The sequence below is a fragment of the Serratia sp. K1WW1 genome, assembly GCF_055790865.1.
Genome location: NZ_CM147697.1, coordinates 5,797,483 through 5,816,749, shown reverse-complemented (window position 1 = coordinate 5,816,749; position 19,267 = coordinate 5,797,483). Strand labels below are relative to the sequence as shown.

14 protein-coding genes are annotated in these 19,267 nt (G+C 56.3%); 5 read left to right on the top strand and 9 right to left on the bottom strand.

Features of this window, described 5'->3' with window-relative positions; genetic code table 11:
- Positions 1-86: 86 nt before the first annotated feature.
- Positions 87-1,115, bottom strand: coding sequence for a DNA-binding transcriptional regulator CytR (cytR, locus tag ACX9GU_RS26430; RefSeq protein WP_021181893.1), 1,029 nt, complete (start codon positions 1,113-1,115; stop codon positions 87-89).
- 280 nt (positions 1,116-1,395) lie between these two features.
- Positions 1,396-3,591 carry a primosomal protein N' gene (priA, locus tag ACX9GU_RS26425; RefSeq protein ID WP_473193386.1) on the bottom strand — a complete coding sequence of 732 codons (2,196 nt, stop codon included), beginning with the start codon at positions 3,589-3,591 and terminating at the stop codon, positions 1,396-1,398.
- Positions 3,592-3,790: 199 nt separating this feature from the next.
- Here priA and rpmE point away from each other — a divergent pair, with 199 nt between their 5' ends.
- Positions 3,791-4,006, top strand: coding sequence for a 50S ribosomal protein L31 (gene rpmE / locus ACX9GU_RS26420; RefSeq protein ID WP_024482871.1), 216 nt, complete (start codon positions 3,791-3,793; stop codon positions 4,004-4,006).
- 72 nt (positions 4,007-4,078) lie between these two features.
- Here rpmE and metJ read toward each other — a convergent pair whose 3' ends face one another.
- Complete coding sequence (metJ, locus tag ACX9GU_RS26415; RefSeq protein ID WP_006317756.1) at positions 4,079-4,396, bottom strand: met regulon transcriptional regulator MetJ; 318 nt, start codon at positions 4,394-4,396, stop codon at positions 4,079-4,081.
- A gap of 318 nt (positions 4,397-4,714) precedes the next feature.
- Between metJ and metB the strand changes: the two genes are divergently transcribed.
- The 3 genes from metB to metF all read left to right on the top strand — a co-directional run bounded on the left by metB (position 4,715) and on the right by metF (position 9,428).
- Complete coding sequence (gene metB, locus ACX9GU_RS26410) at positions 4,715-5,875, top strand: cystathionine gamma-synthase (protein WP_021181896.1); 1,161 nt, start codon at positions 4,715-4,717, stop codon at positions 5,873-5,875.
- 3 nt (positions 5,876-5,878) lie between these two features.
- The gene (locus ACX9GU_RS26405; protein ID WP_473193385.1) at positions 5,879-8,314 is read left to right on the top strand and encodes a bifunctional aspartate kinase/homoserine dehydrogenase II; all 2,436 of its coding nucleotides are present in this window, start codon (positions 5,879-5,881) and stop codon (positions 8,312-8,314) included.
- 214 nt (positions 8,315-8,528) lie between these two features.
- The gene (gene metF / locus ACX9GU_RS26400) at positions 8,529-9,428 is read left to right on the top strand and encodes a methylenetetrahydrofolate reductase (protein WP_166733657.1); all 900 of its coding nucleotides are present in this window, start codon (positions 8,529-8,531) and stop codon (positions 9,426-9,428) included.
- A 36-nt stretch (positions 9,429-9,464) separates the two neighbouring features.
- Here metF and rihC read toward each other — a convergent pair whose 3' ends face one another.
- Genes rihC through dcuC form a run of 4 tightly spaced genes read right to left on the bottom strand, consistent with a single transcriptional unit; the run spans position 9,465 to position 14,157 of the window.
- Positions 9,465-10,400 carry a ribonucleoside hydrolase RihC gene (rihC, locus tag ACX9GU_RS26395; protein WP_473193384.1) on the bottom strand — a complete coding sequence of 312 codons (936 nt, stop codon included), beginning with the start codon at positions 10,398-10,400 and terminating at the stop codon, positions 9,465-9,467.
- 29 nt (positions 10,401-10,429) lie between these two features.
- Entirely contained in the window at positions 10,430-11,470 is a 1,041-nt protein-coding gene (locus tag ACX9GU_RS26390; protein ID WP_473193383.1) for a type II asparaginase, read from the bottom strand.
- A gap of 28 nt (positions 11,471-11,498) precedes the next feature.
- Positions 11,499-12,776, bottom strand: a complete 1,278-nt coding sequence (locus tag ACX9GU_RS26385; RefSeq protein ID WP_473193382.1) for an amidohydrolase — start codon at positions 12,774-12,776, stop codon at positions 11,499-11,501.
- A 10-nt stretch (positions 12,777-12,786) separates the two neighbouring features.
- Entirely contained in the window at positions 12,787-14,157 is a 1,371-nt protein-coding gene (gene dcuC / locus ACX9GU_RS26380; RefSeq protein WP_473193381.1) for a C4-dicarboxylate transporter DcuC, read from the bottom strand.
- A 236-nt stretch (positions 14,158-14,393) separates the two neighbouring features.
- Here dcuC and ACX9GU_RS26375 point away from each other — a divergent pair, with 236 nt between their 5' ends.
- Positions 14,394-15,311: a DMT family transporter gene (locus ACX9GU_RS26375; protein WP_473193380.1), complete on the top strand. Its 918-nt coding sequence runs from the start codon at positions 14,394-14,396 to the stop codon at positions 15,309-15,311.
- 312 nt (positions 15,312-15,623) lie between these two features.
- Here the strand turns inward: ACX9GU_RS26375 and ACX9GU_RS26370 are convergent, their stop codons facing one another.
- Positions 15,624-16,160, bottom strand: coding sequence for a MarR family winged helix-turn-helix transcriptional regulator (locus ACX9GU_RS26370; RefSeq protein WP_021181904.1), 537 nt, complete (start codon positions 16,158-16,160; stop codon positions 15,624-15,626).
- Positions 16,161-16,381: 221 nt separating this feature from the next.
- Positions 16,382-19,018 (bottom strand): phosphoenolpyruvate carboxylase, encoded by a 2,637-nt coding sequence (gene ppc / locus ACX9GU_RS26365; RefSeq protein WP_473193379.1) that lies wholly within the window; start codon positions 19,016-19,018, stop codon positions 16,382-16,384.
- Positions 19,019-19,267 lie beyond the last annotated feature (249 nt).

Below are 19,267 nucleotides of genomic sequence, written 5' to 3'. Positions count from 1 at the left end.
TTCTGGCAAAATGACCACAACAATGATCATTACGCCGGTTTGGCCAGCGCTGGGTCTGCCATGTTACTTAACCCAAAAATATTTGACTAGCGTTTAGGGGCCGCGGTGCTGCCTCTGATGATCAATTCACTGTCCAGTAGCCGGGAACCGCTGTTCACGGTTTGCCCATGCAACTGTTCCAGCAGCAGCAACATCGCCTGCTGGCCAATCTGGAAGCGGGGCTGCGCCACGGTGGTCAGTGGTGGATCGCAATACTGCGCCAGCTTGATATCGTCAAAGCCGACAATCGACAGATCCTGCGGTACCCGCAAGCCCAGCTTTTTCGCCTGGGACAATACACCGATCGCCATGACGTCGCTGTGACAAAAGACCGCCGTTGGCGGTTTCGGCAGCGCCATCAGTGAGGCTATTGCCTGCGCACCGGCTTCGTAGGTGAAGTCACCCCGGGTAATATAGCTGCTTTCGACGGTAATGCCATTACGGCGTAGCGCCTGAATGTAGCCTTGCAACCGATAATGGCTCAGCGGCATCTGCTCTGGCCCGGCGATACAGGCGATCTGTTTATGGCCAAGCTGGTGCAGATAATGTACGGCTTCAAACGCGGCGGTCAGGTTATCGATATGCACCGTTGGCAGTTCCAGCTCCGGTGCAAACTCGTTGGCCATCACCATTGGCGGCAGGTTGCGCTGCTCTTCCTTGCTGGCGTCGAAAGGCAGGTTGGAGCCGAGCAGCAACATGCCATCGATTTGTTTGGTGATGATCAGGTTAACGAAGGTGCGTTCCTGCTGGTTCTGCTGCGCACAGTCGCCGATCAGCACCAGGTAACCCTGCTGCGCTGCCGTTTGCTCGATCCCCTGGATCACGTCGGCAAAAAACGGATCGCAGATGTCCGGGACGATCACCAGGATAGTGCGGGATTCATTGCGTTTGATATTGCGTGTCAGGGCATGAGGGGAGTAACCCACGGCCAGCACGGCCTGTTCTACTTTCTGGCGCGTTGGCGTTGACACCTTTTCCGGATTCATCAGCGCACGCGACACGGTTGCCGTGGAAACGCCGGCCATTTCGGCAACGTCTTTCATGGTCGCCATGGGTAATTCTTGCTTGTGTTCCAACGCCTTTCTCCTTGCGTCAGCACCCAGCTAACGCGGTTACTTCAGTTTGCTCACAAATTCTGGCATGCAGTGGTGGTGGTGTTATTTTTAGCGTCATCCACATTCAAGCATTCCATTGCCTGGCTGAAAAAATGCCTTCACCGACATTCTAAACAGATTACGCGCCGCTTTTGTTACCTAATTTGCATGAAAAGTGTGACGCAGGAAGGTTTTTTCGTGTTCGCTCGCAAATTGTGGTGTAAACGATTGCTTTTAACGGTGGAATTAAGAGTTTTCTTAATCAACTGTCAATGGGATCAACGTCTAACGTCCATTTGACTTTACGTGCCTGTGGCAGGGTGCCAATCAATGGCAACGTGCTTTTTATCAGGTGCTGTAACAGCTTTCTGGACGGGTGCTGCAACAACAGTTGCCAGCGGAAGCGACCCCCGCGTTTGGGTTGCAGGGCCGGAACCGGGCCCATTACCCACAGCGAATCATCCTTCAGCGGGCTGGCTTCCAACAGATTGCGTAGCTGCTGTAAGAACAACGGTGCCTGCTGATTATCGTGATCTTCCGAACGTACGATGATGTGGCTGGTGTAGGGCGGCAGGAAGACGCTGTTACGCTCGGCCAGGGTTTGCTTGGCAAAGGCGTCGTAGCCCTGTTGCAACAGGATTTGCAGTAGCGGATGCTCCGGGTGATGGGTTTGCAGCAGCACCTCGCCCTGCTTGCCCGCCCGCCCGGCACGGCCTGAAACCTGAGTATAGAGCTGGGCAAACCGCTCGGCAGAACGGAAGTCGGCGGAGAATAGCGCGCCGTCCACGTCGAGCAACGCCACCAGGGTGACATCCGGGAAGTGGTGGCCTTTGGCCAGCATTTGCGTGCCGATCAGGATACGCGGGCCGCCACGGTGAATATCGGCCAGATGCTGTTCCAGCGATCCCTTGCGGCTGGTGGTATCGCGATCGATACGGGTAATGGCGGTTTCCGGGAACAGGGGAGCCAGTTCATTCTCCAACTGTTCGGTACCGACGCCGACGGAAACCAGGTTGGTGGTACCGCACTGTGGGCACTGATGTGGTACCGGGCGCTGGCTGTCGCAGTGGTGGCAGCGCAGCTGGCGTTGATGCTGGTGGAACGTGTAGTAATGGTCGCAGCGCTGGCATTCGGCGATCCAGCCACACTCATGACACAGCAGCGCGGGGGCATAGCCACGGCGGTTAAGGAACAGGATCACCTGATTGCCGTTCTTCAGGTGGTGCTGCATGCTTTTCAGCAGAGGCTGAGAGAGCCCGACCTTCAGCGGCAGGCCTTTCAAATCGATCAGATGCTGATTGGCCGGTTTGGCGTTGCCCGCCCGCTGGGTCAGTTTGAGTTGACGGTATTTGCCTAACTGCACGTTGTGCAGCGTTTCCAGCGCCGGCGTCGCCGAGCCCATCACCAGCGGGATGTTTTCGGCGTGAGCGCGGAACACCGCCAGATCGCGAGCGTGATAGCGCCAGCCTTCCTGCTGTTTATAGGAGCTGTCGTGTTCTTCATCGATGATGATCACCCCAAGGCGCGAGAAGGGGGTGAACAACGCCGAGCGGGTGCCGATCACAATGGCGGCTTCACCGCTGCGCGCGCGCAGCCAGACGGCCAGCCGTTCGCTGTCGTTCAGGCCGGAGTGCAGGACTTCTACCGGTGCGTTGAAGCGTTCACGAAAGCGAGCGATGGTCTGCGGGGTGAGGCCGATCTCCGGTACCAACACCAGCGCCTGCTTACCTTTCGCCAGGATATTTTCCAGCACGCTGAGGTAAACCTCGGTTTTGCCGGAGCCGGTGACCCCGGCCAGCAGCCAGGCGGCAAACTGATCGTCTTCACTGCGGATAGCGCCCACGGCGGTGGCCTGCTCGGTATTGAGCCGCAACCGTTCACCGAGCACGGCAAAGCCAGGCCGCCAATCCTGCGTTGCCACAGTTTGCGAACGCAGGTCGATCAAGCCTTTGGCCCGTAGCGCCTGGAGCGCGCTTTCCGTCAGCTCCAGTTCGCTGACCTGATGGCGATACACCGGGCGTTGCAGCAGTGCCGCCAGTGCCTGTTGCTGCTTTGGTGCTCGCTTCAGGCTTTCCGGCGGGGTTGAGCGCCCCTGCTCGGTAGCAAACCATTGCCACAGCGGGGCGGCTTCTGCGGGCTTACCCTGACGCAGCAGAATGGGCAGCGCATGGAACAACACTTCACCGATCGGGTAATGGTAGTATTCGCTGGCCCACAGCAGGATGCGCCACAGGCTGGTGGTGAACAGCGAGTCGTTATCCAGCAGGCCATCGATGGGTTTGAGCTTTTCCAGCGGCAGTTCACTGGTCTCGCTGCTGCCGGTGATGATGCCTATCGCCCGTTGCTTTCCCCAAGGCACACTGACGCGCGCGCCGATGACCGGCTGCAGGCCTGCGGGCAGCAGATAATCGAAGGTGCGGGCAAGGGGAACCGGTAGAGCAACGTGTACAACAGGCATGTGGCTGTCCAGGTAGAAAAAAGTGTTGGCTAGTTTACACGGTAGGCTGGCAAATGTACGGATCCGATTGCGCGCTACATTTTATTCTGTATAATTTGCCGCCTTTGGTATAATCCCATATCAAAACCTATTATCAACCACGTGTGGTGTCTGGCGGAACAGGGCTGGATAGCGACACGGCCTTAACTGAGGTTCTCCCATGAAAAAAGGTATTCACCCTAAATACGACGAAGTTACTGCAAACTGCTCTTGCGGTAACGTGATCAAAATCCGCTCTACCGTGGGTCACGATCTGAACCTGGACGTTTGTGGCGAATGCCACCCGTTCTACACTGGCAAGCAGCGTGATGTTGCTACCGGTGGCCGCGTTGACCGCTTCAACAAGCGTTTCAGCGTACCAGGCGTTAAGAAATAAGTTTTCTTATCGTCAGATGAAAAAGGCGCCTTTGGGCGCCTTTTTTCGTTTTTGCCTTCGGTGCAGGCAAGATCAATATTCCCAGGTATCAGGGTCGACACCCAATTCACGCATCAGTACTTTCGCGGCTTCCGGGATTTCATCGCTGCGTTCTTTGCGCAGGTCTTCATCGTTCGGCAGCGGCTGGCCGGTAAAGGCGTGCAGGAATGCTTCACACAGCAGTTCGCTGTTGGTGGCGTGGCGCAGGTTGTTTACCTGGCGACGAGTCCGTTCATCCGTCAGGATTTTCAGCACCTTCAGCGGAATGGATACCGTGATTTTTTTGACTTGCTCGCTCTTTTTACCGTGTTCAGCGTAAGGGCTGACATACTCGCCGTTCCACTCAGCCATGGGACACCTTAAAATTGTCTGAAAAAATACAAAATTCTAAAAACCGGCCGATTATGCCCGATCTTCCCTATGCTCACTAAATAAATGTCTACTTTACGCGATAAGGGTCACTGAATCTGATGATTTAATAGGCTATGCCTATGCATTGTTGGGCTGACATCTTATCAATAGTACAAACCGCCATAATTTTAGCGGGTATTGTCTCTTTGCTCAATCTATACGCAAAGAAGTTTAGATGTCCAGATGTATTGACGTCTATATCTGCTGCGGTTAATCTTTAAGCCTCATTCCCCCACTTTCCGAGAGCCGAGCCACCCTATGACGCGTAAACCAGCCACGATTGCCGTACGTAGCGGTCTGAATGATGACGAACAGTACGGCTGCGTTGTCCCGCCGATCCATCTTTCCAGCACCTATAACTTCACCGATTTCAACCAGCCCCGAGCTCATGATTACTCACGCCGTGGTAACCCTACGCGTGATGTCGTGCAGCGTGCGCTGGCAGAGTTGGAAGGAGGTGCGGGGGCGGTGATGACCGGGAGCGGGATGTCGGCGATCCATCTGGTGACCACGGTATTTCTCAAACCGGGCGATCTGCTGGTGGCTCCTCATGATTGCTACGGCGGCAGCTACCGCCTGTTCGATAGCCTGAGTAAACGCGGGGCGTATCGGGTGCTGTTTGTCGATCAAGGAAATGAAGCCGCATTGCGCGATGCGTTGGCGCAAAAGCCGAAGTTGGTGCTGATCGAAAGCCCAAGTAACCCACTATTACGCGTGGTGGATATCGCGGCCATCTGTAAAGCTGCCCACGAAGCCGGTGCGCTGACCGTGGTAGACAACACCTTTCTCAGCCCGGCGCTGCAACAGCCGATCGAACTGGGTGCCGATCTGGTCGTCCACTCTTGTACCAAATACCTCAACGGCCACTCCGACGTGGTCGCGGGTGCGGTGATCGCTAAAGATAAAGATCTGGCGGTCGAGCTGGCCTGGTGGGCCAACAATATCGGCGTCACCGGCGCGGCATTCGATAGCTATTTGTTATTGCGGGGGATGCGTACCCTGTCGCCGCGTATCAAGGCTGCACAACATAATGCCGAGGCGATTGTCGGCTATTTACAGCAGCAACCCTTGGTCAAAAAGCTGTATCATCCTTCCTTGCCAGAAAACCCTGGCCATGAGATTGCGTGCCGTCAGCAACGTGGGTTCGGTGCCATGCTCAGCTTTGAACTGGATGGGGATGAAGCGCTGCTGCGCCGTTTCCTGTCCGCTCTGGAGCTGTTTACGCTGGCGGAATCCCTGGGTGGCGTAGAAAGCCTGATCTCACATGCGGCAACCATGACTCACGCCGGTATGGCGCCAGAAGCGCGTGCCGCAGCGGGGATTTCCGAAAGCCTGCTGCGTGTTTCCGTGGGGATTGAAGACAGCGAAGATTTGATTGCCGATCTGGAACAAGCCTTCCAGGCGGCGGCTACGAGGTAAGTCATGAATGCAATTGCGGTAGCAGGGCCGGTTAGCGGGCGTCAACTGCACAAATTTGGCGGCAGCAGCCTGGCAGATGTGAAGTGTTATCTGCGGGTGGCCGGGATCATGGCCGAATACAGCCAGCCGGGTGACATGATGGTGGTGTCGGCGGCGGGGAGCACCACCAACCAACTGATCAGCTGGCTGAAGCTCAGCCAGAGCGATCGCCTTTCCGCGCATCAGGTGCAGCAAACGCTGCGCCGTTATCACAGTGAGCTGATCGGCGGGTTGTTGCCTGTGGAAACGGCGGAACCGCTGATTGCCGAATTTATCCACGATCTTGAGCGCCTGGCGATCCTGCTGGACGGCAAGGTTGATGATGCGGTGTATGCCGAAGTGGTGGGGCACGGTGAGATCTGGTCAGCCCGCCTGATGGCTGCGGTGCTGAACAAGCAGGACATGCAGGCGGCATGGCTGGACGCGCGTGATTTCCTGCGTGCCGAACGTGCGGCACAACCGCAGGTCGACGAAGGCCGTTCCTATCCGTTATTGCAGCAACTGCTGGCTCAACATCCCGGCAAACGTCTGGTAGTGACCGGCTTTATTTCGCGTAATGACAGCGGTGAAACCGTGCTGCTGGGGCGCAACGGCAGTGACTATTCTGCCACGCAGGTTGGCGCGTTAGCCGGAGTGGAGCGAGTCACCATCTGGAGCGACGTGGCCGGGGTTTACAGTGCCGATCCGCGCAAAGTGAAAGATGCCTGCCTGCTGCCGTTGCTGCGTCTGGATGAGGCCAGCGAGCTGGCCCGCCTGGCGGCTCCGGTGCTACATACCCGAACCTTGCAGCCGGTGTCTGGCAGCGATATCGATCTGCAACTGCGTTGCAGCTATCAGCCGGAGCAGGGGTCGACCCGTATCGAGCGCGTGCTGGCTTCCGGCACTGGTGCCAAAATTGTCACCAGCCACGATGATGTCTGCCTGATCGAACTTAGCGTCGCGCCGCAGCATGACTTCAAGCTGGCGCAGAAAGAGTTGGATCTGGTGCTCAAGCGCGCGCAGATCAAACCGTTGGCCGTAGGGGTTCATCCTGACCGTAACCTGATCCAGCTTTGCTACACCTCTGAAGTGGTGGGCAGCGTGCTGCGCATTTTGCAGGAGGCCGGATTACCGGGTGAACTGCAACTGCGTGAAGGGTTGGCGCTGGTAGCGTTGGTGGGCGCGGGCGTGTGCAAGAATCCGCTGCATAGCCATCGTTTCTATCAGCAGTTGAAGGACCAGCCGGTGGAATTCATCTGGCAGGCCGAGGATGGTATCAGCCTGGTGGCCGTGCTGCGTCAGGGGCCGACCGGTCTGCTGATCCAGGGCCTGCACCAAACGCTGTTCCGCGCGGAAAAGCGTATTGGCCTGGTGCTGTTTGGCAAAGGCAATATTGGTTCGCGTTGGCTGGAGCTGTTTGCTCGTGAACAGAAGAATATCTCTGCGCGCAGCGGCTTTGAGTTTAGCCTGGCAGGGGTGGTGGATAGCCGTCGCAGCCTGCTCGATTATGACGGGTTGGATGCCAGCCGCGCGCTGGCGTTCTTTGAAGATGAAGCCCAGGAACTGGACGAAGAGTCGCTGTTCCTGTGGATGCGGGCGCACCCGTTCGACGATCTGGTGGTGCTCGACGTCACCGCCAGCGGGGAGTTGGCGGAGCAATATCTGGACTTTGCCAGCTATGGTTTCCATGTGATCAGCGCCAACAAGCTGGCGGGAGCCTCGTGCAGCGCCAATTACCGACAGATCCGCGATGCGTTTGCCAAAACGGGCCGCCACTGGCTGTATAACGCCACCGTGGGGGCCGGGTTACCGGTGAACCATACCGTGCGCGATCTGCGCGACAGCGGGGACAGCATCCTGGCAATCAGCGGCATCTTCTCCGGCACGCTTTCCTGGCTGTTCCTGCAGTTTGACGGCACGGTGCCGTTCACCGATCTGGTGGATCAGGCCTGGCAGCAGGGGCTGACGGAACCGGATCCGCGTGTTGACCTGTCAGGACAAGACGTGATGCGTAAGCTGGTGATCCTGGCGCGTGAGGCGGGTTATGACATTGAGCCTAACCAGGTACGTGTCGAATCGCTGGTGCCCGCGGGCGCGGATCAGGGATCTATCGATCAGTTCTTTGAGAACGGTGATGCGCTGAACCAGCAAATGCTACAGCGTTACGAAGCGGCCAGCGAAATGGGTCTGGTGCTGCGCCACGTGGCGCGTTTCGATGCCAATGGCAAAGCGCGTGTTGGCGTAGAGGCGGTACGGCCAGAACATCCGCTGGCTTCGCTGCTGCCTTGTGACAACGTGTTTGCCATCGAAAGCCGTTGGTATCGCGACAACCCGCTGGTGATCCGTGGGCCAGGGGCCGGGCGCGATGTTACTGCCGGTGCCATCCAGTCTGACCTTAACCGCTTGGCACAACTGCTTTAAATCCTCGCTTTAGCCACGGGGGTGGCGCTGCGTTGCCCCCGCTCAATCCATGAACATGAAATTCTCTCATCCTGCGTGAGGATTAATCATCGTATCTCCCTCACTTTCCTGTTGACTCTTCAGGCAACATCCGGCATTTTCTATCTAGACGTCTAAACGTATAGACGCTTATTATAACAAAGCACAACAGTGATCGATAAGAGGCGGACAGGGTATGAGTTTTTATCACGCAAACCAGCGGGAAGCGCTGAATCAGAGTCTGGCAGAGTTAAACGGCCAGATTAACGTGTCGTTCGAGTTCTTCCCGCCGCGTACCAGCGAGATGGAAGACACCTTGTGGCAGTCGATCGATCGCCTGAGCAGCCTCAAACCCAAGTTTGTTTCTGTGACCTACGGTGCCAACTCGGGTGAGCGCGACCGTACCCACAGCATCATCAAGGGGATCAAAGAGCGTACTGGTCTGGAAGCTGCCCCTCACTTGACGTGTATTGATGCCAGCCCGGCGCAGCTGCGTGAGATCGCTACCGATTACTGGAACAGCGGTATCCGCCATATTGTCGCGCTGCGCGGTGATTTACCGCCAGGCGGTGGCAAGCCGGAAATGTATGCGACCGATCTGGTCACGCTGCTCAAAGACGTCGGCGACTTTGATATTTCTGTCGCGGCCTATCCGGAAGTGCATCCGGAAGCGAAAAGCGCCCAGTCAGACCTGATCAACCTGAAACGTAAAATCGATGCTGGTGCCAACCGTGCCATCACCCAGTTCTTCTTCGACGTAGAAAGCTATCTGCGTTTTCGTGACCGCTGTGTGACTGCTGGCATCGACGTAGAAATCGTGCCGGGTATTCTGCCAGTGTCCAACTTCAAGCAGCTCCAGCGCTTTGCCACCATGACCAACGTGCGGGTGCCAAGCTGGATGACCAGCATGTTTGCCGGGCTGGATGACGATGCGGAAACCCGCAAGATGGTCGGCGCCAATATCGCTATGGATATGGTGAAGATCCTGAGCCGCGAAGGGGTCAAAGATTTCCACTTCTATACGCTCAACCGTGCGGAAATGAGCTACGCCATCTGCCATACCCTGGGCGTGCGCCCCGGTGCGGTAGTTGGCTGATAGATAGCGGTTGCCGTTGCGGCAACCGCGCCATTATCAAGGAACGGCCGGGTGCGTGAGCATCTCCACGAACCACTGCCGGAATCCTTCGACATCGATTTCCAGACAGACCTCGGTATTGGCTGGCAGTTTCAAACGATTGGCCAGATCGACACAGGTCGTTCCTCTGGTCAGCTCACCTTGCGTCTCTACCGCCACATGGCAGGCCTGAGTGGTAAACAACTCGGGTTTTGCCAGATAGGCCAGAGCGCATAGATCATGCATTTTCAGCCCACGGCTCATACTCCCACCCCGATAGTGTTGGAACAGGCTATGCAGCATGGCGCCGGTGCGGTTAAGCGTCGGTAAGCTGGCTATCATCTCGGCGGTGAGCGTGGCCCGATTGGTGACGTCCAGCCCGCACATCACAATCGGGATACCGCTGGCAAACACCACGCTGGCGGCCTCGGGATCCACGTAGATATTGAACTCCGCGTTTGGCGTATGGTTGCCACGGCTGGCGGAGCCTCCCATCATGACGATCCGCGCGATGGATGGCTTACATTCCGGGTAGAGCGTGAGCAACAGGGCAATGTTGGTTAACGGGCCAATCGGCACTAAGACTATCGGTTCCTTGCTGGCCAGTAGCAGGTCACGCATCACTTCAACGGCATGACCGTCAACGATCTGCCGTGTCGGCTCTTCAAACTCGTATCCATCCAGGCCGGAGTTGCCGTGAATATGGCTGGCATCCTCCAGTTTACGTACCAGCGGAGCCGCTGCTCCTTGAGCTACGGGCGTTGATGCGCCAAGGAAATGCAGCAGGCGCAGCGCATTGTTGGTGGTTTTATCCACGCTGACGTTGCCAGCGACCGTACTTACCAGGCGCAGGTCGATTTTGGGATGAAACAGCGCGGCAACCAGCGCGACGGCGTCATCAATACCGGGATCGGTATCCAGGATCATGGCAATAGGTGCAGAGTTAGAGGACATAATATCTCCCATACAGAATGGATCAGACGTTAGCGCTGATGGTCAAAATAGCTGGCGATCTGCGGCAGGTCTGCGCCACTCGCCAGAGCTAATTGCAGTAAAACCCGTGACTTCTGCGGGTTGAGGAAACCTGCGCCGATGGCAAAGGACTTGGTGCTGACATAGCCTGCGCCGGTACGCGTGGACATCACCACCGGGATACCTTGCTGGTGTAGCTTGCCGATGGCCGCCTCCATATTGGTAGACACGTTCCCGTTGCCATTACCGGCGATGACAATGCCTTTGGCGCCGCTCTTTAGGGCCGCATCCAGAATGGCAGTGTCCTGAGCCTGGTAGGAATAGAGTATTTCAACCTTCGGTAGGCTGGTGAGTTTACTGACGTCAAAATAGCGCTTATCGATCGGCTGGGCGGCGGTGTAATAGAATTTGGGTTGCCCGCTGACAAACAGCCCCAGATAGCCGGGCTCCGTGGCTTTAAAGGTGTCCAGCGTGGTGGAGTTGGTTTTGCTGGTGTAAAAGGCGGAGCCGATGCGGTCGTTTAATACCACCAGCGTTCCCCGGTTTTCTGCCAGCTTGGTCGTGGCTAACGTCACCGCTTCCAGCAGGTTCATTGGGCCGTCCGCACTGATGGCCGTTGCCGGGCGCATCGAGCCGACCATCACCACCGGCTGCTTGCTGTTCACGGTTAAATCCAGGAAGAAGGCGGTTTCTTCCAGGGTATCGGTGCCGTGCGTGATGACGACGCCTTGCTGTCCCTGTTGATTCAACAGCTGATTGACTCGTTTGCTCAGGGTAAGCAGCACCTTGTCGTTGACGTCGCCGCTGATGGTATTGGAGATTTGCTCACCTTTCACCTCCGCTACCTGCGCCATTTCAGGCACGGCGGCGATCAGGGTATCGATGCCGACGGCACCCGCCTTATAGCCAGTGGTGTCCGTCTTGGAGGCTGAGCTGCCCGCAATGGTGCCGCCGGTCGCCAGGATGGTGACTTGGGGTTTACCCGTCTGTGCGGCTACCGGCAGGGCGAGTAGCGTGCTTGCCAACAGAACGGCCAGTGTCGATTTATTCATTTCTCTCTCCTTGGAAAGTAGGCCGTGTTCAACGGGCCAGCAAGAGGCGCTCAAGCAACTGGGTGAAGACGGTATAGCCAGTGAACAGCTGGTCTTCGTCGATATCAAACTCGGACTGGTGGTGGCCAGCCTTCAGATCGGAGCCAATCACAAAGTAAGCCGCCTTGCCGCCGTGAGACTGCACCCGCTTGATCAACACGGTGGCATCATCGCTGCCGTTAAAATTCATGCTGCGCTGCACGTGTTCCACTGAAGGGATGTCCCTAGCGATGGACATAATCAGCTCCGTCATTTCATCATCGGGGACGAAGTTGACCGCTTCCCCCATGATCTGGGTTTCGAGCTGCACGTCAAAGCTGAGCGCGGCCCCCTGGGCGCGGCGCATCGCTTCTTCATACATGAAGTTATTGATTTTTTCGTTTTCACCCCGCACTTCGACCTGCATTTGCGCATGGCTTGGGATGACGTTGCGCCCTTCGCCGCCGTGTAACACCCCGACGTTAACGCGCGTCATACCTTCGCCGTGTGTCGGCAGGCTAAGGAGTTGCAGCGTGGTGTGGCAGGCGGCTGCCAGGGCATTTTTCCCGAGATGGGGTTCCATACCGGCATGGGCGGCTTTGCCTTTGAAGCTCATGTCGATCTTCAGCGTCGAGAGGAATTTCTCTGGCGCAGCCACGATGGTATTGCTGGGAATGTCACAGCCCAGGTGGCCGCAGGCAAAGAAGTCCACATCATCCAGAATGCCGCTTTCAGCCATTGGACGCGCGCCCCGCACGCCTTCTTCCGCCGGTTGGAACAGCAGCTTGACGCAGCCATGCAGTTGGTCACGGTGATCCATCAACCATTGCGCCACGCCCAGTCCTATCGCCATGTGGCCGTCGTGGCCGCAGGCATGCATAAACCCAGGCTGGCTAGAGGCGAAGTTTTCCTGTTGTGGCGTATGGGACGTACAGGTTGACTCCTGCACGTTGACGCAATCCAGTTCAAAACGCAGTGCCACCACTGGGCCAGGCCTGCCGGTATCGAAAACCGCAGCGCAACCGGTGTAATCCCCGATCCTTTGCAGAATGCCTTCATCCATGCCTGCGGCTTTGGCTGCGGCCTGCGAGTTCTTTACCGCTTGCTGGTTGTAGCCACGGACAAAATCGGGATTGATAACCTGCGTCCCGGTTAACACCTGATGCCCCATGGATTCCAGCGTCTGGATCACGCGGGCGGTGGTGGCAAATTCGGTCCAGCCGGTTTCCGGGTAAGCATGAAATTGACGCCGCCAGTTAATCAGGGTGCGGGGGGCGATAGTGCTCATTGTCATCTCCTCAGAATGAATAGCGGATCAGCGTGAAAATCAGGGTGGCGACAAACCCGACCAGCAACGGCACCGAGGTTCTTTTGACCACCTCAATCGGGCTGACTTTGACTACCGATGCCACGATGATCACCACCGCAGAAACTGGCGATATCGCACGGATCAGGTTTGAGGTCAGTTGCATCGGCAGGGCTATCATTACCGGATCGACGTGAGCCTGAGTGGCGATGGACGGAATAAGCTCAATAAAGGAGTAGAACACCGCATTTCCGCTACCGCTAATCAGCGTGATCAGCGCGGTCAGGCCGGAGAAGATAAACATCAGGCCGATCCCGGCGTTATTGACCTCTTTAACCAGCGAGGCCACGGTGCCGATGGCCCCGATAGCGGTCAACCCGGCCACCAGGGTGCTGGCAGCCACGATCAACACCACCACCTGCGAGAAGCCTTGCCCCATGCCGGTGAAGAACAGTGATGAATTTTTCATTTGTTCGCGCAGGTCGCCCTTGCGGATCAGTTCCACAATAAAGGCCAGTGCAAACGAAAACAGGGTGATTTCCACCAGGCCGATTTTGATCTGGCGGAAGAACAGGCCAAATACCACGATCAGGAATAAAGGGATCAGCGGGAATAGGGCGTAGTAAGCCGGAGGGAGCTGGCTTTTGGTGGTCAATTTACTTTCATCGACATCGGTAAACGCGGCTGCGCCCTGGCGTTTATCCATGTACTTTTGCCAGAAATAGTGCGCGATGCCGATAATGACCAGCACCGGCAGTGAGATAACGGCATGGTGCATCGTGACGTAGTCCACCACGTGCTCGAAACCCAGGATTTTGGCGGCGACCACGTTATCGCCACCCAGCGGCGTGGGCACGATGGTGGCGGTGGTGGCAATGACCCCGGCGGCGCTGAGCGAGGACATTTTTGCCACGCGCAGAATGGGGTAAAGCGTAGCCATCAAAATCACGGCGAGGGAGGCGGCGCTGGGAATAATCAACGATAGCAGTGACCCGATCCAGAATACGATCGGCACCAGAATATAGGGGGAGCGGATCTTCGCGATGGGTTTTGACATGATTTTAACCGCGATATCGTTTGCGCCAATATGCGACATATAAGCGGAAAAGCCGAACAGCACCATGATGATGATGCCAGCCCGGCTAAACTGCTTGATGAAATCCAGCTCGATTTGTTTTAACGGATCCAGCCAGACGGTGCCCGTTCCTGCCCCGGCACTCAAAATGGGCAAGCCCAAGGTGGCCGCCGCCAACATGAGTACGATCCCTGCGCTAAACAACACCAGCTTGGTGTCGTAGTTCTTGGCAATGGCGTAACCGGCCACCACGAGCACTGCCAAGCTGATTATTAGTGCTACATCCATTTGCTTCCCCTGTCATCATCAATCTTCATGGTAAATATCTTTCTGTGAAGATACTTTTACGAAGGTAAGATCTTTGTCTATCACCTGCAACGAATAGTACCGGTAATTTTGATCTTAACTGCATTTATTGTTAATTCCTTATTGGGCAAAGCATTCGGCATTTACTATGCAAGTAAAGTATCTTAACGTGAAGATAAATTTCCCACGGATGTTCTGCCTACGGATAAGCCACCAGTATGAAAAAATTCTCTTTAATTGGCGTTTTGTTAACATTATCTGCTGCTTTCTTGTGGGGGACGGTGGGCACGGCGCAAAGCCTGGCTCCCGGCTCGGCGTCGCCTTACTGGCTCGGAGCGCTGAGGTTGGTACTGGCCTGCCTGTTCTTCCAACTGCTGTTTGCTTATCGCCAGGCCAAAAATACGGCGACGGCCAGTGCCGAAGGGCAGCAGGTTGCGGCACAGCGCCATTTGTACTGGGGTTTTGTGCTTGGGGCTGGGGTGTGTATGGGGCTATATAACCTGGCCTTCTTTGCCGGGGTAAAAGCCACCGGGATTGCTGTAGGCACTGCCACGACGATCGGCAGCGCACCGATCTGGGCTGGTTTGCTTGAGGCCGTCTGGTTGAGAAAGTCACCGAGCGCATTATGGTGGGGAGGTGTGCTGTGTGCCACAAGCGGAGGGATCTGGATGGTGCTTTCGCAATCGGCTTCCTGGGTGATTAACCCGGTCGGGCTGATGACCTGTCTGGGGGCCGGTTTTTGCTATGCGCTGTATACCTTGCTCAGCAAGCGGCTGGTGGCCATCGCGTCACCGTTAACCATCACCAAACACACCTTTGCCATCGCCATGCTGATCGCCGTGCCGGTGGCCTGGGGGATGGCGGGTACGCCGTCACTGACTTTGCCAACCTGGTTGATCATCGCTTATCTGGGGATTTGTACCACCGGCATTGCCTACCTGTTGTTTACTCTGGCATTGAAACACATGAGTGCGGCTACCTGCGTTGCCTTGGGGTTATTTGAGCCGATCGTGGCCTTTGCGTTGGCGATCATGGTGGCAAGGGAGCCAATCAGCATGCTGGCCTTTGGTGGACTGTGCCTGATTTTAGCCGGGCTGTGGTTGGTATTGCGCGCAGAGAGAGCACCCAATCAATAGACGCCCTCACCCTCACCCTAGCCCTCTCCCCCAGGAGAGGGAACCGATCGAGTTGGCCGGAAAGGAAGGGGGCATACCTTGGATGCAGGACAATTACGGTGGGTAAAACATGTTAAAAAGTGTTCACCATGTCCTTGAACACCTGTCTACTCTATCCCCGGACTGTACTGAGGGACGTTATAGCTATTTGATATTAAGATATTTTTTTAATCTGCACGGGCTGATTCAGTACTCCGGTCAGCCCCCTCGCCCTTTGGGAGAGGGTTGGGGTGAGGGGCAAGGGTAATTCTGGCTAACGTTAGCCGAGTGACATCAGGCTGATTTGGTTTTTTCATTCAGCTGTGATTTTTGCGAGAGGATCAATTTTTTCAGTAGCTCTGCCAACTGGTCTTGATCTTCTGCACCTAATCCCTGGATCAGGGCTTTTTCGATTGCCACATGGGTTTCGACGGTTTCCAGGGTTAATTTCCGGCCTGCCGGCGTGATCTTGACGATCACGCCACGCCGGTCCGATGGATCGGGCATGCGGACAATATACTTTTTATTTTCCAGGCGATTAATCCGGTTGGATAAGCCACCGGAGGAAATCAGGATTTTCTCTTGCAGATCTTTGGGTGAAAGCTGGCGGTCGGGGTTGCGGGCCAGGGCAGCCAGCACTTCGAATTCACCAATAGTCAGGTTATAGCGTGCGAAGTTGGCATCGACAAACTGCGAGATATAGTGGCTCATGCGCACAATTCTGGCGATCACCGGTAGGCCAGACAAATCTAAAGTGGGTACCGTGTCTAACCATTCCTGGATTAAACGATCAACGAAATCTGTTTCAGTGACATTGGTCTTATCGCCCATCTATTTTATCTCTTCCTGACTGAATTCATCGCATAATCAACGCAAAAGGTGCGGCCAAACGGAGCATGGACTCAAAATGAGTGTCAGCAATAATAGCATTGATAGCCCGCAGTGAGTGACGGATGGGACAAAAATCCGCAGATTAGAATGGGGATAACCGGGGGGGAGAATAAGCACCGACGCCGATCGCATCGGTGCTTGCTGCAAATGATGAAGCAATATTAGCCGGTGTTGCGCATCCCGGCCGCCACGCCAGCAATAGTGACCATCAGCGCCTGCTCAACGCGGGCATCCGGTTGCTCCTGCTGGCGCGAACGGTGCAGCAACTCGGCCTGCAACACGTTTAGCGGGTCGGTGTAAACGTTGCGCAACGCGATAGATTCGGCAATCCACGGCAGGTCTTCCATCAGATGGTCGTCGTTGGCAATGGTCAGCACCGCCTTGATATCACTGGCCAATTGATCACGCAACTGTTGGCCGAGCGGCCACAGGGACTTGTCTACCAGACGCTGATCGTAGTATTCCGCCAGCCACAGGTCGGCTTTGGCGTATACCATCTCCAGCATCGCGATACGGGTAGAGAAGAACGGCCAGTTGTGGCACATGTCTTCCAACTGATCCTGCTTGCCAGCCTTCACCGCTTCCTGCAGGCCTGCACCAGCACCCAGCCAGGCTGGCAGCATCAGGCGGTTCTGCGTCCAGGCGAAGATCCACGGAATGGCTCGCAGGCTTTCAACACCGCCGTTGGGGCGGCGTTTGGCCGGGCGTGAACCCAATGGCAGTTTCCCCAGTTCCTGCTCTGGCGTAGCGGCGCGGAAGTAAGGCACAAACTCAGGGTTTTCACGCACGTAACCGCGATACATGTTGCACGAGGTTTCGGACAGTTCATCCATCAGCGTGCGCCATTCTGGCTTAGGCTCCGGTGGTGGCAGCAGGTTGGCTTCCAACACCGCACCGGCGTACAGCGCCAGGCTGCTGATGGTGACTTCTGGCAGGCCGAATTTAAAGCGGATCATCTCGCCCTGTTCGGTCACGCGCAGGCCACCTTTCAGGCTGCCCGGCGGTTGGGACAGCAGAGCGGCGTGCGCAGGTGCGCCACCACGGCCAATTGAGCCACCACGGCCATGGAACAGCGTCAGCGCTACTCCGGCCTTCTCACAGGTTTTGATCAGGGCGTCCTGTGCACGGTATTGCGCCCAGGAGGCAGCCATCACGCCAGCATCTTTTGCCGAGTCGGAATAGCCGATCATCACCATCTGTTTGCCCTGAATAAAGCCGCGATACCAGTCGATGTTCAGCAACTGGGTCATCACGTCTTCGGCGTTGTTCAGATCGTCGAGGGTTTCGAACAGCGGGGCCACCGGTAGCGCGAATGGGCAACCAGTTTCCTTCAACAACAGGTGCACGGCCAAGACATCGGACGGGGTTCGTGCCATGGAAATGACGTAGGCGGCGATCGAGCCTTGTGGCGCTTCAGCGACCACCTTGCAGGTTTCCAGCACTTCCTGAGTGTCTGCACTCGGCTCCCACTGCAGTGGCACCAGCGGACGCTTGGAGTTCAGCTCACGGATCAGGAATGCCTGTTTGTCGGCTTCTGACCAGCTCTCATAATCCCCCAGGCCCAGATAGCGGGTCAGTTCGGCAATGGCTTCGGTATGGCGGGTGCTTTCCTGGCGCACGTCGATACGCACCAGTGGCACGCCAAAGCAGCGTACGCGGCGCAGCGTATCCAGCAGTTGGCCGTTGGCGATAATGCTCATGCCACAGGCCACCAAAGATTGGTAGCAGGCATACAGCGGTTCCCACAACTGCTCGTTATTTTCCAGCAGATCGTGCGGACGCAGCACGCGTTCACCCTTCAGGCGGCCTTCAAGGTAGGCCTGGGAGCTCATCAGCTGGCTGCGCAGTTGCTTCATCAATTCGCGATAAGGTTCTTGTACTTCGTCACCACCGGCCAATTCCCGCAGTTCCGGGGTACATTCGGTCATCGACAGTTCGGAAACCAGTACCTGAATATCACGGGTGAACAGATCGCAAGCCTTCCAGCGGCTCAGCAACAGCACGTGACGGGTGATTTCGGCGGTCACGTTCGGGTTGCCGTCGCGGTCGCCACCCATCCAGGAGGTGAAGCGGATAGGCACGGCTTCTACCGGTAGGCGGTAATCGATGGAGTTTTCCAACTGTTCGTTGAATTCGCGCAGGAAGGCCGGTACGCCTTCCCACAGGCTGTTTTCCACCACTGCAAAGCCCCATTTGGCTTCATCGACCGGGGATGGGCGATTCTTGCGGATCTCGTCGGTATGCCAGGATTGCGCGACCAACTGGCGCAGGCGGCGCATGATTTTATTACGCTCGTAGTCGGCCAGATCGTTATGGTCCAACTGGCTCAGGCAGGTGTTCACCTCAACCAGCTTGTGGATCAGGGTGCGGCGGGTAATTTCCGTTGGGTGAGCGGTCAGGACCAGCTCGATGGAAAGATCGTCCACCGCCTTTTGCAGCTGCTTGTTATCCAGCTTGTTGTCTTTCAGCTTGCTAAACAACTGCGCCAAGGCTTCCGGGTTGCTGGCCGCTTCGCCGTGCGGCGAGATGCTGTGGTATTGCTCGGCAACGTTGGTCAGGTTGAGGAATTGGCTGAAGGCGCGGGCAACGGGCAGTAGCTCATCGTTAGACAGGTTCTGCAGTGTAGAGAGCAGCTCCTGACGATGCGCCTCGTTACCGGCACGTGAGGATTTGGAAAGCTTACGGATAGTTTCAACGCGATCGAGAATATGCTCGCCCAGCGCTTCTTTAATGGTATCGCCTAGCAGTTTGCCGAGCATACTGACATTACTTCGCATTGCCGAATATTGTTCGTTCATATAATCCCTGACCCAGTTCTTTGCATACTTATCATCCTCCGATCGCGGCGTTTTTCACCACTACCTGAACACGATGAGTACGTGATTTTTCATCTTGTAAGTAAATTTCACGTGCCGTCGCAGCCTGCCGGTTTAAGCCGATCACGTGCCTGTCCAATCATCAATTGACACTATTTTTAGCAAAAAAACATCAAATTCGGCGTATTTTCTGAAATTTAATTACGCGCTGTCGGTTATCAGTCTGGCTTA

Excerpts from the sequence above, each read along its gene's own strand:
- priA (WP_473193386.1), bottom strand. The coding sequence starts at position 3,591 with ATGCCTGTTGTACACGTTGCTCTACCGGTTCCCCTTGCCCGCACCTTC.
- rpmE (WP_024482871.1), top strand. The coding sequence starts at position 3,791 with ATGAAAAAAGGTATTCACCCTAAATACGACGAAGTTACTGCAAACTGC.
- metJ (WP_006317756.1), bottom strand. The coding sequence starts at position 4,396 with ATGGCTGAGTGGAACGGCGAGTATGTCAGCCCTTACGCTGAACACGGT.
- metB (WP_021181896.1), top strand. The coding sequence starts at position 4,715 with ATGACGCGTAAACCAGCCACGATTGCCGTACGTAGCGGTCTGAATGAT.
- ACX9GU_RS26405 (WP_473193385.1), top strand. The coding sequence starts at position 5,879 with ATGAATGCAATTGCGGTAGCAGGGCCGGTTAGCGGGCGTCAACTGCAC.
- metF (WP_166733657.1), top strand. The coding sequence starts at position 8,529 with ATGAGTTTTTATCACGCAAACCAGCGGGAAGCGCTGAATCAGAGTCTG.
- rihC (WP_473193384.1), bottom strand. The coding sequence starts at position 10,400 with ATGTCCTCTAACTCTGCACCTATTGCCATGATCCTGGATACCGATCCC.
- ACX9GU_RS26390 (WP_473193383.1), bottom strand. The coding sequence starts at position 11,470 with ATGAATAAATCGACACTGGCCGTTCTGTTGGCAAGCACGCTACTCGCC.
- ACX9GU_RS26385 (WP_473193382.1), bottom strand. The coding sequence starts at position 12,776 with ATGAGCACTATCGCCCCCCGCACCCTGATTAACTGGCGGCGTCAATTT.
- dcuC (WP_473193381.1), bottom strand. The coding sequence starts at position 14,157 with ATGGATGTAGCACTAATAATCAGCTTGGCAGTGCTCGTGGTGGCCGGT.
- ACX9GU_RS26375 (WP_473193380.1), top strand. The coding sequence starts at position 14,394 with ATGAAAAAATTCTCTTTAATTGGCGTTTTGTTAACATTATCTGCTGCT.
- ACX9GU_RS26370 (WP_021181904.1), bottom strand. The coding sequence starts at position 16,160 with ATGGGCGATAAGACCAATGTCACTGAAACAGATTTCGTTGATCGTTTA.
- ppc (WP_473193379.1), bottom strand. The coding sequence starts at position 19,018 with ATGAACGAACAATATTCGGCAATGCGAAGTAATGTCAGTATGCTCGGC.